The sequence below is a fragment of the Phytopseudomonas daroniae genome (assembly GCF_004327275.1).
Lineage (GTDB): Bacteria > Pseudomonadota > Gammaproteobacteria > Pseudomonadales > Pseudomonadaceae > Aquipseudomonas > Aquipseudomonas daroniae.
Map to the genome: position 1 here is coordinate 170,468 of NZ_QJUJ01000007.1, position 12,630 is coordinate 183,097.

The 12,630-nt window shown below is 61.3% G+C and carries 12 protein-coding genes; 7 read left to right on the forward strand and 5 right to left on the reverse strand.

Going from position 1 to position 12,630, the window contains the following annotated elements; all coding sequences use genetic code 11:
* Positions 1 to 78: 78 nt before the first annotated feature.
* The 3 genes from DNK10_RS17270 to DNK10_RS17280 all read right to left on the reverse strand — a co-directional run bounded on the left by DNK10_RS17270 (position 79) and on the right by DNK10_RS17280 (position 3,109).
* Positions 79 to 1,104, reverse strand: a complete 1,026-nt coding sequence (locus DNK10_RS17270; protein ID WP_131192401.1) for a DNA topoisomerase IB — start codon at positions 1,102 to 1,104, stop codon at positions 79 to 81.
* A 293-nt stretch (positions 1,105 to 1,397) separates the two neighbouring features.
* A complete protein-coding gene (locus tag DNK10_RS17275) occupies positions 1,398 to 1,667 on the reverse strand; it encodes a hypothetical protein (RefSeq protein WP_131181695.1) in 270 nt (89 codons plus the stop codon).
* 362 nt (positions 1,668 to 2,029) lie between these two features.
* Positions 2,030 to 3,109 carry a patatin-like phospholipase domain-containing protein gene (locus tag DNK10_RS17280; RefSeq protein WP_131192402.1) on the reverse strand — a complete coding sequence of 360 codons (1,080 nt, stop codon included), beginning with the start codon at positions 3,107 to 3,109 and terminating at the stop codon, positions 2,030 to 2,032.
* A gap of 128 nt (positions 3,110 to 3,237) precedes the next feature.
* Between DNK10_RS17280 and DNK10_RS17285 the strand changes: the two genes are divergently transcribed.
* From DNK10_RS17285 to DNK10_RS17300, 4 genes are read left to right on the forward strand one after another with little or no spacing between them, the layout of a single operon-like run.
* Positions 3,238 to 3,546 carry a PepSY domain-containing protein gene (locus DNK10_RS17285; RefSeq protein ID WP_131181693.1) on the forward strand — a complete coding sequence of 103 codons (309 nt, stop codon included), beginning with the start codon at positions 3,238 to 3,240 and terminating at the stop codon, positions 3,544 to 3,546.
* On the forward strand, positions 3,546 to 3,860 hold the full coding sequence (locus DNK10_RS17290) for a PepSY domain-containing protein (protein WP_131181692.1): 315 nt from the start codon (positions 3,546 to 3,548) through the stop codon (positions 3,858 to 3,860). The genes DNK10_RS17285 and DNK10_RS17290 overlap by 1 nt, the downstream gene beginning before the upstream one ends.
* A gap of 1 nt (position 3,861) precedes the next feature.
* Positions 3,862 to 4,530 carry a response regulator transcription factor gene (locus tag DNK10_RS17295; RefSeq protein WP_131192403.1) on the forward strand — a complete coding sequence of 223 codons (669 nt, stop codon included), beginning with the start codon at positions 3,862 to 3,864 and terminating at the stop codon, positions 4,528 to 4,530.
* Positions 4,527 to 5,849, forward strand: coding sequence for a sensor histidine kinase (locus DNK10_RS17300; RefSeq protein WP_131192404.1), 1,323 nt, complete (start codon positions 4,527 to 4,529; stop codon positions 5,847 to 5,849). Before DNK10_RS17295 ends, DNK10_RS17300 begins: the two co-directional genes overlap by 4 nt.
* Positions 5,850 to 5,870: 21 nt before the next feature.
* Here the strand turns inward: DNK10_RS17300 and DNK10_RS17305 are convergent, their stop codons facing one another.
* On the reverse strand, positions 5,871 to 6,467 hold the full coding sequence (locus DNK10_RS17305; RefSeq protein ID WP_131192405.1) for an NADPH-dependent FMN reductase: 597 nt from the start codon (positions 6,465 to 6,467) through the stop codon (positions 5,871 to 5,873).
* Between the two features lie 240 nt (positions 6,468 to 6,707).
* Between DNK10_RS17305 and DNK10_RS17310 the strand changes: the two genes are divergently transcribed.
* The 3 genes from DNK10_RS17310 to DNK10_RS17320 all read left to right on the forward strand — a co-directional run bounded on the left by DNK10_RS17310 (position 6,708) and on the right by DNK10_RS17320 (position 11,053).
* A complete protein-coding gene (locus tag DNK10_RS17310) occupies positions 6,708 to 8,024 on the forward strand; it encodes a Na+/H+ antiporter family protein (RefSeq protein ID WP_131181688.1) in 1,317 nt (438 codons plus the stop codon).
* Between the two features lie 190 nt (positions 8,025 to 8,214).
* Entirely contained in the window at positions 8,215 to 9,897 is a 1,683-nt protein-coding gene (locus tag DNK10_RS17315; protein WP_131192406.1) for a methyl-accepting chemotaxis protein, read from the forward strand.
* 91 nt (positions 9,898 to 9,988) lie between these two features.
* Complete coding sequence (locus DNK10_RS17320; RefSeq protein ID WP_131181686.1) at positions 9,989 to 11,053, forward strand: AI-2E family transporter; 1,065 nt, start codon at positions 9,989 to 9,991, stop codon at positions 11,051 to 11,053.
* 59 nt (positions 11,054 to 11,112) lie between these two features.
* Here the strand turns inward: DNK10_RS17320 and nuoN are convergent, their stop codons facing one another.
* Positions 11,113 to 12,600 (reverse strand): NADH-quinone oxidoreductase subunit NuoN, encoded by a 1,488-nt coding sequence (nuoN, locus tag DNK10_RS17325; protein ID WP_131182476.1) that lies wholly within the window; start codon positions 12,598 to 12,600, stop codon positions 11,113 to 11,115.
* Positions 12,601 to 12,630 lie beyond the last annotated feature (30 nt).

Genomic DNA, 12,630 nt, shown 5'->3' on the forward strand with positions numbered 1-12,630 from the left:
ATGGACAGAGTGTGCGCGGGCGAGAGAGTGGCGGCAATGACATTAACCCCACATATCTCGCCACTCTATGGGCGTGGCTCAGGCGCTGGGGAGCTTTTCCAGAAAGCGCATCAGCAGGCTTTCTTCCGAGCGCAACCCCTTGCGGGCCGCTGCCAGGCGTAGATCGGAAAGATCGCCAGCGTGAAAGGCATCGATCAGCGCTGGGTGGATATAGCATTTGCGGCACACCGCCGGAGTGTTGCGCAGCTCCTCGGCGACCAGCTTGACCATTGCCGCCACATGCTTCTTGGCCGAGCTTTCCGGCTGCCATTCGAGCTTGCGCAAGAGCGACAGCGCCAAGGCACTGCCGGCCCAGGTGCGGTAATCCTTGGCAGTGAAATCGGCACCCGTCAGCTCGCGCAGGTAATCGTTGATGTCAGTGGAGGTCACGGTATGGCGTTCGCCCTGCGCATCGAGGTACTGGAACAGGTGCTGCCCCGGAAGCTCCAGGCAGCGCCGGATGATGCGTGCCAGGCGCCTGTCGCTGACCTCCACTTCATGCTCGATCCCGCTCTTGCCTCGGAAGTGGAAACGAATGGCGCTGCCCTGCACCTCGACGTGGCGGTTGCGTAGGGTAGTCAGGCCGTACGAGCGGTTTTCCTTTGCATAGCGCACGTTGCCGATGCGGATCAGGGTGTTGTCGAGCAGGGTGATGACCGTTGCCATGACCTTTTCACGACCATGCTCGGGTAGCAGCAAGTGCTGCTCCACTGCCTGACGCAATTTCGGCAGGGCTTTGCCGAACAGCAGCAGATTGGCGTACTTGTCGGTGTCGCGTACTTCACGCCAGCGTGGATGATAGCGGTACTGCTTGCGCCCGCGGGCATCGCGGCCGGTGGCTTGCAGGTGGCCTTTGGGATCCGGGCAGATCCATACGTCGACGTAAGCGGGCGGTATGGCTAACGCATCGATGCGGGCCACCTGCCGGGTATCGCGAATACGCTCCCCGCTGGGATCGAAATAGCAGAATTTGCCGCGAAGTTTGCGCCGAGTGATGCCAGGGCCACTGTCATCGACGTAATGCAGGTCACTCGGTAGCTCGGGGATTAGCGGTGAGTCGGTCATCGACGGTTCGCCAATACAGCACCAGGGGCGGGAGCGACAGTGATGCCAGCAAGGTGGTGAACGGCAGAATGCGTCAGCGGAGACAGCGGTATTTTAATGACGTTGTACATGCCGGCCAGCTCGTTGCGACGGATAAAGACTTAGCCAGCCGAATACGGCGGGAAGTTCAGTCTTTTCCAGGTGCGGTGAGCCAATCGGTAAAGCGGAAGGGAGATGTTTCAATACCGAGACAAGTTGCCGCACCAAAGGTACGGCAACTTCATGGGAACAATGAAAGGCGAGCGATTAACGCTCTATTCCGGCATGCTCCACGGGGCGAGGTCGAAACCTTTGCGGCTCAGCTCGTCGCGGGATTTTTTCAATGCCTTGGCCAATTCTTGCGGATCGCTGTAAATGCTGCTGGTGAGTTGCGTGCGATCGATCAGGCGAGTGCTGGTGCGGTCTACGACCGTCAGGCTCAGTACGCCGGTGCCATCCTGGGGTGTCCAGGCGACACAGTGAAAAGGTTGAAAGGCACGATCGGCAATCAGCAGTGCATCATTGAAACGCAGCGAAGCGTTCATGGGGTCGGTTCTCCGAGGTTTTCCCAATGATTCATAGTGTCAGCGATGTGTTAACGCTGACGTTCATAGCTGTTGATGATCCGATGAGCCCTGCAAGTCACATCCAAATGAATTAATTTTTCAAAAAAATGAAAATTAAATTGTGAAGTTGACGAGCATCAAAGTTTTCAAGGGTTAGAACAGTCAGTTGCTTTACCAACCATTGAAACGACACCAACACTTAATAGGAAAATAACGCAGAGCGTCGGTTCCATTTGGTTCCGGTTTTTTATCAATAGCGGCAAATGTTTAGGTGCCGTGATCGAATTGCTGCCAGTTTTCCGACATTGCTTGGGTCGACGCTGCCAAGGGCATGCTGGGGCTCAAAGAGGCTGCAGATGATCGGCTAGGTGGCCGCTTTCAACCAGCTCGAGAAATTCGTCACCCAGGCGCTGGCTTTCATCCATCGCCAGGCGCCAATAGCGCTCGCGCCCGGCATCGTCGCCCAGAAAACGGCTGAAATCCTTGCGATCCGGCAGCTTGCCGTAGGGTAGGCGTGCCAGGTATTCGCGAGACGGAGCCAGCAGCAGGACATCCTGCAGGCGCGTGGCGTCACCGCGACGCCAGGGCATGCCCTTGTCGAACCAGCCGGGGATGATGCGATCGGTAAAGTGCGGGTACAGCACGATGTCGTCACCGCTGTAAGGCAGATCCAGATGATAGTCGAGCAGGCCGCCGTCGCGGTACGTGCCGGGGCCGGCGCCGGGAATGTCACGCACGCCTTGCATCACGAAGGGAATCGAGCCGGAAGCCAGCAGTGCATGGCGCAGATTGCCGACATCCAGAGGCAAGCAGCGCGAAGGGAAATCGGTGAGTGGGTGCAGTGGTGGGGCCAGACGTGCGTCGTGCAGGATCACCCGTTCGAAGTGACGGGCCAGGCGCGGGCGACCCAGCAGGTTGCTGCCTATCACTGACGAGAGTCCCAGCCCCAGCGTACGTCGCCCGTCCTCGGCAAGCCGACCATGGCTTTTCACCACGACGATGTTGAGCCGGTAATGGGCGTTGTCGAGCACCGCGGCATCCTGCTGTTGCAACAGCTCGTCGAGCATCTGCGTACAGCGGCGCGACACCTCGACCATGCTCACGCCCTTGGCGAAGCGCATGCCGGTATAGAGCTCGCCCAGGCGCCGCAACGCCACGGCTGGCTCAGGCAAACAGGCACTGGCGAAGCGCCAGGAACCAATCGAAGCGCCGATCAGCGAACGCTCCCGCGGAGCGCGTGCCAGCCAGTCACCGAACAACGCGATATCCAGGCCTTGAATACCGAGCGCCTTGGGGCCACCCGCGGCACCCGGCAATGTACCGACATCCGCCGGTTGCAGATTCTGCTCGCGGATGCGCGCAAGAGCGCGACGGCCGGCTTTGAGGGTAAGGGCGGGATACTTGATCTGAATGGCACTCATACCGGTCTCCAGGTGTGAGGTGCCAGTATAGGGCGCGGACAGTATGCGGGTCTGTGGGTCAATTCAGTTTGAGTTAAGTCGCCTCCCTTAACCTGAACATCGTCGAAACAGATAACCGGGAGATCACCGTGAAGAAACTGACTGCATTGTTCGCTGGCGCTGCCCTGACGGCCACCGCCGGTATCGCCCAGGCCCGTGACCTGGGGCCGGATGAGGCGCTGGAATTGTATGAAGCCGGCACCATCCAGTCCTTCGAAAAGCTCAATGAAGCTGCCCTTGCCCAGCATCCGGGCGGTAAACTGGAGGACACCGAGCTCGAGGAAGAATACGGTCGCTATCTCTATCAGGTAGAAGTGCGTGACACCCAGGGTCGCAAATGGGATGTCGAACTGGATGCGACCAATGGCACCATCCTCAAGAACCATCAGGATGATTGATGAAAGGCACCCCGGTTTTACGCTTCATTTCCATCGTGCTGCTGGTGACGCTGACCTGCGCCGCCAGCGCGCGGGATCTGGATCAGGACGAGGCGCGGGATCTGCGCCTGAGCGGCGTGATCCTGCCGCTTGACCAGTTGATGCGCGCAGCACTGGAGCGCTACCCCGGCGCGACACTGCTCGAGGCCGAGCTGGAGGAAGAAGACGACGTCTTCGTTTACGAAGTGGAACTGCTGACCCAAGAAGGCGTGGTTCGCGAATTGGAACTGGACGCCCACGATGGGCGGATACTGAAGGACGAGGTAGACGACTGACATGCGCCTGTTGCTGGTGGAAGACCATGTTCCTCTTGCTGATGAGCTGACCGCCTCGTTGATCCGGCAGGGCTATGCGGTGGACTGGCTGGCCGATGGCCGCGATGCCGTCTACCAGGGCGCCAGCGAGCCTTATGACCTGATCATTCTCGACCTCGGTTTGCCCGGCAAACCGGGGCTCGAGGTGTTGCAGGAGTGGCGCAAGGGCGGCCTCGTTACCCCGGTGCTGATCCTTACCGCGCGCGGCTCCTGGGCCGAGCGTATCGAAGGGCTGAAGGTCGGTGCCGACGATTACCTCACCAAACCTTTCCATCCCGAAGAGTTGCAGCTGCGCATTCAGGCCCTGCTGCGGCGTGCTCGTGGCCTGGCCAATCAGCCACAGTTGCAGGCTGCTGGCCTGCATCTGGATGAAGGCCGGCAATGCGTCAGCCGTGGCGATCAGGAAATCGAACTGACCGCCGCGGAGTTTCGCCTGTTGCGCTACTTCATGCTGCATGCCGGGCAGATTCTCTCCAAAAGCCACCTGGCCGAGCACCTCTACGACGGTGAAACCGAGCGTGATTCCAACGTCATCGAGGTTCACGTCAATCATCTGCGCCGCAAGCTCGGGCGTGAGGTGATCGAAACCCGCCGCGGCCAGGGCTACCGGTTCAGCGGTAGCGCCGCTTGAGGTCGATTCAGCGGCGCCTGAGCCTCGGGCTGATCAGCGTCCTGCTGGTCATTGGTCTGCTGCTGGCGCAAACCTGCCTATGGTTGTTCGATAACAGCCTGCGCCGCTACATGCAGTCCGGCCTGGAGGAGGAGGCGCAATCGCTTCTGGTCGCGCTGGTGCGCGGGCCTTCGGGCATCCAGCTGGATGAGTCGCGGCTCAGCGCGGCTTTTCAGCGCCCTTATTCCGGTCTTTATTTCCGTATCGACTTCGCCGACAAGAGCTGGCGTTCGCGCTCGCTGTGGGACAGCGAACTGCAGCCCAGCGATGTGGATGGCCTGCAGCCCGAACTGCAGGACGGGCCCCAGGGGCAATTGCTGGTGGCCTACCGCGGGGAGTACCGGCGATTTGGCCAGCAACTGACCATCTCCGTGGCGCGTGACTACACGCCCGTGCTGGAAAGCTTCCGGCGCGTGCAACGCATCGGCCTCGGCCTGGGGCTTGGCAGCCTGGCACTGATTCTGTTGCTGCAGCGCCTGGCGGTCAGTCGGGCGCTGCGCCCGCTGGAACAGACACGAGTACAGATCGCCCAACTGCAGGAAGGCCAGCGTTCCGAACTGGATGAAAGGGTGCCCGAGGAGCTGGAGCCCCTGGTCGAGCAGATCAACCATCTGCTGGCCCACACCGAAGAAACCCTGAAGCGCTCACGCAACGCCCTCGGCAACCTCGGGCACGCCCTGAAGACGCCGCTGGCGGTGCTGGTCAATCTGGCTGCTCGGGACGAACTGCGCGCCCACCCGGAGCTGCGTGACAACCTGATCGAACATCTGCAACAGATCGAGCAGCGTATCGCTCGTGAGTTGGGGCGTGCCCGCTTGGCCGGCGAAGCCTTGCCCGGTGCTCATTTCGATTGCCAGGAAGAACTGCCGGGATTGTTCGCGACTCTGGGCATGATCCACGCCAGTGACCTGAAGCTGAGCTGGCAAACCGTGCCGTCAGACTTGCGCTTGCCGCGCGACCGCGAGGATCTGCTGGAACTGCTCGGTAATCTGCTCGATAACGCCTGCAAATGGGCGGACAGTCAGGTACGCCTGCATATCGAGCGTACGACCGAGGCCTATGTTCTCACGGTCGATGACGACGGCCCGGGGATCGAAGGCGAGCGTCGTGAGGACGTGCTCAGCCGTGGCATTCGCCTGGATGAGCAGACCGCCGGACACGGCCTGGGGCTAGGCATCGTGCGCGATATCGTCGACGCCTGGGGCGGCACGATATCGCTGCATGACAGTGATCTGGGTGGGCTTCGCGTCAGGGTCGGACTGCCGCTGCGCACGCGCTGAACGGCAGTTCGACACGCTCGCTTACATGCCGTTGGTGAATGCCGGATCACTGAGATCGATGTTCGCACGCACCGGTTTCAGGGCTTCACCGTACTGAGCGAGGATGTCCAGGGTGTAATCGATACGCGCACGAATGCGGATGTCGTCTTCACTGACCGGTTGCTCGTCGTTCAGCACCTTGGTCACCTGGCGGATGATCAGGTGCTCCGGCAGGTAGTTCACGCGACAGTTCTTGTAGCTCGAGCTGCGCAGCTCGGCGATCGGGCTACCGCCGCCAATGCCCGAAGAAACGCCGACCAGCAGACCCGGCTTGTGCGCCAGTTCGGCCTTGCTGGCATAGATGAAGAAGTTCTTGATCGCCGGCCCGGCCATACCGTTCCACTCGGGAGCGATCACCACCACCGCATCGGCACTTTTCAGACGTTGGCTGTAGTCCGGCCAGGTGCCTTTGTCTTCGGCCGGCCACAGGGGCAGGGGGCCTGTGCCCAGATCGATGATCTGGCTCAGTTCGGCGCTGGTCTTGCCCAGCGTGATCAGGCGTTGGCGCAGAAAGTGGGCGACTTTTGCGGATTGGCTGTCAGGGCGGCTTGAGCCGGCAACCAGGACGATATCGAGCATGTGGATCCTCCATTGATAAAAGGCGTGAGGCTAATGCCCGTTGCCAGAAGCGGGAAAGACGTTTGTGCTATTTGCTTAGAACCGTTCTTGCGGTGCGTTCGATAAACCTTGTGGCCATTCTCGTGCGGATTTTTGACACCCAAGTCAGCTTCCGGCAGAGTGCGACGCTTTTTGTGGACAGCCACCCTTGGCTGCCACCCCAACGGGCCGTCGCTTGCGCGGTGATTCCAGGAGCCTTTCATGAACGCAGTTATCGCCGCCGTCGGCATCATGCTGATTCTCAGCCTTTGCCGGGTGCACGTGGTGGTGGCGCTGATCGTCGGCGCTCTGGCAGGCGGTATGATCGGTGGTCTGGGCATCGAAGGCTCACTGGCCGCGTTCAACAAAGGTCTGGGTGGTGGTGCCACCGTGGCGCTTTCCTATGCCTTGCTGGGGGCCTTTGCCGTGGCGATCGCCAAGTCGGGGCTGGCCCACGCGCTCGCCGACAAGGCACTGGTCATGGTCGGGCGGCAGGATTCGCGTGGCGGCGGTTCGCTGAAGTGGATGCTGGTGGGGCTGCTGTTGGCAGTAGCGATTTCTTCGCAGAACATCCTGCCGATCCATATCGCCTTCATCCCGTTGCTGGTGCCACCGCTGCTTTTCGTCATCACCCGGTTGCAGATCGACCGACGACTGATCGCCTGCGTGCTCACCTTCGGTCTGATCACGCCCTACATGTTCCTGCCGGTGGGTTTCGGCAACATCTTTCTCAACGAAATCCTGCTGGCCAACGTGGTACGCAGCGGAGTGGATGTGACAGGCGTGAACGTCAGCCATGCCATGCTGATCCCGGCCATGGGGATGGTCACGGGTCTGTTGCTGGCGCTGTACAGCTACCGTCGCAAGCGCAGTTACGACTTGGCGCTGGTCGAGCGTACCGAGCGCGTGGATGTCGCTTACAACCGCCGCAGCCTGGTGGTAGCGGGTGTGGCCGTGGCCATCGCGTTCGGCGCGCAACTGTGGCTCGATTCGATGATCATCGGCGCGCTGCTCGGTTTCGTGGTGTTCTCCGCTTCGGGCATCGTGCGCTGGAAGGAAACCGACGATCTGTTCACCGAAGGCATGAAGATGATGGCGATGATCGGTTTCATCATGATCGCCGCCTCGGGTTTCGCTGAAGTGATGCGCGAGACCGGCGAGGTCAAAGGGTTGGTGGACGCCAGCGCCGCGTGGATCGGCGACAGCAAGGGCCTGGGCGTGCTGATGATGTTGCTGGTCGGCCTGCTGGTGACCATGGGCATCGGCTCGTCGTTTTCCACGGTGCCGATCATTGCCGCGATCTTCGTACCGCTCTGCATGCAAATGGGCTTCAGCCCGCTGGCCACGGTATGCATCGTCGGCACCGCCGGCGCCATTGGCGATGCCGGTTCGCCTGCCTCGGACTCGACCCTAGGCCCGACCGCCGGCCTCAATGTCGACGGCCAGCACAACCATGTCTGGGACACCGTGGTGCCCACCTTCCTGCACTACAACCTGCCGCTGCTGGTGTTCGGCTGGGTCGCCGCGATGGTGCTGTGACGGCTGCGCATCGCTCATGCAGCGTTAAAAAGGCTGGAGGCCCAGCCGCTAAACCACTTGCATCCTGAAGCGAGCCTTTGAGCGGGGTCATGATGTGCCCGTTCGACGGTTGGGTTTAACGTTCTCGACGGGGCTGCCGATATGGATGGTAGCTCCGTTGTATTTCGTATGGCTCACAAGGAAAACAAAAATGCGCCTGACCTTGAAATCGAAAGTCGTTCTGTTGGCTCTGATCCCCGTATTGCTGTTCGCTGTGGTGCTCAGCGGTGCTGCGGCCAAGGTGCTGTACGGTCTGGCCGAGCAGGAGGTGGAAGAAACCCGCAGCCGCCTGCTTGAGGAAAAACGCAGCGAACTGCAGAACTACATGTCCATCGCACTGGGATCCGTACAGCAGTTGTACGACGCGGCGCCCAATGGCGATCTGGCCAGTCGCGAGCAGGCCATCGCCATTCTGGCGAAGATCAAGTACGGCGAGGATGGCTACTTCTTCGGCCATGATTCCAATGTGGTGCGACTGTTCCGCAGTACCAGCCCGGTGGACGTCGGCAACGATCTTTCGAATCGGCGCGATGTAAACGGCGTGTACATCAACCGCGAACTGGTGCGCGTTGCCAAGGACAACAGCTACTACGTCAATTATTCCTCGCCGTTGCCCAGTAACGAGGCGGTGCAGGTGCCCAAGCTCGCCTACAGCTACTACCTGCCGAAATGGGACATGGCCATCGGTACAGCGCTGAATCTCGACGGCGTCGAGGCACAGATCGCCGGGGTGCAGGAAGAAATCGACCAGCGTGTAGGCACCATCATCACCAGTATCATGGTTATCGGCGGGGTGTTGCTGGTGGTGTTCGGCGTGGTCGGTCTGATCCTCAGCAACACCTTTCTGCGTCCGTTGCAGCAGATCAAGGCCAACCTGGACGACATAGCCGCTGGCGAGGGCGATCTGACCCGGCGTCTGCCCATCGACAGCAACGACGAGCTGGGAGAGCTAGCCGGCTCGTTCAACCGTTTCGTCGAGAAGGTGCATGGCCTGGTGCGGCAGATCGTTGACATGACCGGCCAATTGACCGAGCTGGTCGGCCAAGTCTCCGCCCAGGCCCAGCGTTCGGAACAGGCCATGGAGCGTCAGCGCCATGAAACGGATCAGGTCGCCACAGCCATCAACGAGATGTCTGCCGCGGCCCACGAAGTGGCGAAGAGCGCCCAGGGCGCTGCAGAAGCTGCACAGCAGACGGATCGCGAAGGCCAGGCGGCCAAACAGGTGGTGGACGGCAGCATCGCACGTATCCACTCCCTGGTCGGCGACATTCGCGGCAGCGGCACATCTCTCGATAACCTGCAGAAGGACGTGCACTCGATTGTCAGTGTGCTCGACGTGATCCGCTCGATCGCCGAACAGACCAACCTGCTGGCCCTCAATGCGGCCATCGAGGCCGCGCGCGCCGGCGAGGCTGGCCGTGGCTTCGCCGTGGTCGCCGACGAGGTGCGGGCGCTGGCCAGTCGTACCCAGCAAAGCACTCAGGAGATCCAGGGCATGATCGACCGACTGCAGAGCGGCACGCGGGACGCGGTCAACGCCATGCGTCAGTCCAGCGATGCCGGCGACATCACCAGCGAACAGGCCAACAAGGCCGGCACCTCGCTGGATGCCATCGCCGGGCTGATCGGTACCATCAATGCGATGAACGCGCAGATCGCCAGCGCCGCCGAGGAACAGACCGCAGTGGCCGAGGAGATCAACCGCAGCGTGCATCAGATCGCTGGAGCGGTGGACAGCGTCGCCGACGAAACCCGCCAGGGCGCGCAGACGGCACGCAGTCTGGCGCAGTTGGGGCAGGGCCTGGAGCAGTTGGTGCGTCAGTTCAGGATCTGAGCAACGGGGGCAGGGACGCCTTCAAGAAGTTTCTCGCACTTTGTCTGGGCCGCAGGTGACTAATGGGCATACCCCATCCTGTGATCCGAACATGCCGACTACCTCCCTCGAAAAGAAAACCTTCATCCTCCTGCTCGTCCTGGTGACGATCGCTTTTTTCTGGATCCTTTTGCCATTCTACGGCGCGGTGTTCTGGGCGGTGGCACTGGCGGTGGTGTTCGCGCCCCTGCAGCGGCGCATGGCCCGGCGCATCGGCGGGCGTGGCAACCTGTCGGCTTTGCTGACGCTGGTCATCTGTCTGCTGGTGGCGATTTTGCCGGTGATTTTCATTACGTCGGCAATGGTGGCCGAAGGCACCAGCCTCTATCAACGCATCGAGTCCGGCGAGCTGGATGTCGGTGCCTACGTCACCAGTACCAAGGATATGTTGCCAGCGTTCCTGCAGCAGCAACTCGACCGCTTCGGCATGGACGATATGGATGGCCTGCGTGAGCAGATCTCCAGCAGCGCCGCGGCTGGCAGCCAGTACCTGGCGACCAAGGTGTTCGCCATCGGCCAAGGCACTTTCCAGTTCATCATCAGCTTCTTCGTCATGCTTTATCTGCTTTTTTTCCTGCTGCGCGATGGGCAGGAACTGGTGCGCGATATCCGCATGGCCATTCCGCTGGGCGAAAACACCAAGCGTCGCTTGCAGATCAAGTTCACCCGGGTGGTACGCGCCACGGTGAAAGGCAATATCGTCGTTGCTGCGGTACAGGGCGCTTTGGGCGGCTTGATCTTCTGGGGGCTGGGCATTTCCAGCCCGTTGCTGTGGGGCGTGCTGATGGCCTTTCTGTCGCTGCTGCCGGCGGTCGGGGCGGGTCTCGTCTGGGCCCCGGTGGCCATTTACCTGTTTCTCAACGGCAGCATTTGGCAGAGTGTGGTGCTGACCCTGTTCGGTGTGCTGGTGATCGGCCTGGTAGACAACATCCTGCGTCCGATCCTGGTCGGCAAGGACACCCGCATGCCCGACTACCTGATCCTGATTTCCACCCTGGGCGGCATGGCACTGTTTGGCCTGAACGGCTTCGTTCTCGGCCCGCTGGTCGCGGCGCTGTTCGTTGCCAGCTGGAACCTGTTCAGCGCTGGCAAGAAGACGGTCAGATTGCCGGAATAACGCGACGTCGAAAGAAAAAACGGCTGCCCCAGGGCAGCCGTTTTTCGTTATGCAGCGGATCAGCGTACGGCGGCGACCAGGCCTGCTTGCTGCACCAGATCCAGCAGCGGCTGCGGGTAGACGCCGAGGATGAAGGCCAGAATGGTCACCAGGATCAGCATGATGCCACCGGCCCGCTGGCCCCAGTTGAACTGGGCGTCGTGGCGATGCAGATTGGGCTCGACCAGAAACAGCGTGACCATCACCCGCAGGTAGTAGAAAACCGCGATGGCACTGCCCAGAATCAGCGCGCCGATCAGCCACCACAATTGTGCCTGCACGCCTGCGGCGATGACGTAGAACTTGCCGATGAAGCCTGCGGTCAGCGGAATGCCGGCCAGCGACAGCATCATCACCGTGAGCACGGCCGTCAGGTACGGGCGACGCCAGAACAGGCCGCGGTATTCGTACAGCGCATCGGCGTCGCGGCCGTTGTAAGGCGTGGACATCAGGGTGATCACGCCGAACGCGCCCAGGCTGGTCAGCACGTAGGTAGCCATGTACACGCCGATGGCTTCCACGGCCAGGCCCTTGCTGGCGATCAGCGCCACCAGCAGATAACCGAAGTGGGCGATGGACGAATAACCGAGCAGGCGCTTGAGGTTGTTCTGCACCAGGGCCAGCAGGTTGCCGAACAGAATCGAGGCGATGGCGATGACCGTCAGCAGGTCGTTCAGCCAGCCGCCGGCGGTAGCCGGGGAGAGCTGATAGAGACGCAGCAGCACGGCGAACACCGCCACCTTGCTGGCCGTGGCCAGGAACGCGGCGACTGGCGCCGGGGCGCCTTCGTAGACGTCCGGTGTCCACAGGTGGAACGGCACCATGGACAGCTTGAACGCCAGGCCGATAAGCATCATGCCGATACCGATCTGCACCAACTGGCTACCGCTGGCGTTGGCCAGGCTGGCACCGATTTCGGCGAAGCTCAGGCTACCGGCGTCGGCATACAGCAGCGCCATGCCGAACAGCAGGAAGGCACTGCCTGCCGCCGACAGCACCATGTACTTGATACCGGCTTCCAGGGAGCGCTTGTTGAAATAGGCGTAGGCGATCATCCCGTAGGTCGGCACCGAGAGCAGCTCCAGACCGATGAACAGGCCCGCCAGGTGCTCGGTGCTGACCAGCACCAGGCCGCCTGCTGCGGAGAGCAACAGCAGCAGGTACATTTCCTCGCGATTACGCGGGTAGCCCTTGGTCTGCCCATCGCTGACCGTCGCCTCGCCCAGGTAGGCGTGGGTCAGGGTCACACAGGCCAGCGTCGCGATCAGTACCAGCGCCATGTAGTAGCAGGCGAAGGTGTCGATCTGCATCAGCGGCGTGACCTGCAGCGGGGTGACGCCGAGGGTCGGTAGCAGCGACAGCAGGGCCAGGTTGAGGCCCAGCACCGAGAGGATGAAGGTCATCTCGTGGTTGCGCTTCCAGGCGATGGCCAGCATCACCACGACCACGGTGGCGCAGGTGACCAGCAGCGGTAGCAGGGCGATCAGGTGTTGGGTGGTGAATTCCACAGCGTGATGTTCCATAAAATTTGAACCCTT

Excerpts from the sequence above, each read along its gene's own strand:
- DNK10_RS17270 (WP_131192401.1), bottom strand. The coding sequence starts at position 1,104 with ATGACCGACTCACCGCTAATCCCCGAGCTACCGAGTGACCTGCATTAC.
- DNK10_RS17295 (WP_131192403.1), top strand. The coding sequence starts at position 3,862 with ATGCGCCTGTTGCTGGTGGAAGACCATGTTCCTCTTGCTGATGAGCTG.
- DNK10_RS17320 (WP_131181686.1), top strand. The coding sequence starts at position 9,989 with ATGCCGACTACCTCCCTCGAAAAGAAAACCTTCATCCTCCTGCTCGTC.
- DNK10_RS17290 (WP_131181692.1), top strand. The coding sequence starts at position 3,546 with ATGAAAGGCACCCCGGTTTTACGCTTCATTTCCATCGTGCTGCTGGTG.
- DNK10_RS17280 (WP_131192402.1), bottom strand. The coding sequence starts at position 3,109 with ATGAGTGCCATTCAGATCAAGTATCCCGCCCTTACCCTCAAAGCCGGC.
- DNK10_RS17305 (WP_131192405.1), bottom strand. The coding sequence starts at position 6,467 with ATGCTCGATATCGTCCTGGTTGCCGGCTCAAGCCGCCCTGACAGCCAA.
- DNK10_RS17315 (WP_131192406.1), top strand. The coding sequence starts at position 8,215 with ATGCGCCTGACCTTGAAATCGAAAGTCGTTCTGTTGGCTCTGATCCCC.
- DNK10_RS17275 (WP_131181695.1), bottom strand. The coding sequence starts at position 1,667 with ATGAACGCTTCGCTGCGTTTCAATGATGCACTGCTGATTGCCGATCGT.
- DNK10_RS17310 (WP_131181688.1), top strand. The coding sequence starts at position 6,708 with ATGAACGCAGTTATCGCCGCCGTCGGCATCATGCTGATTCTCAGCCTT.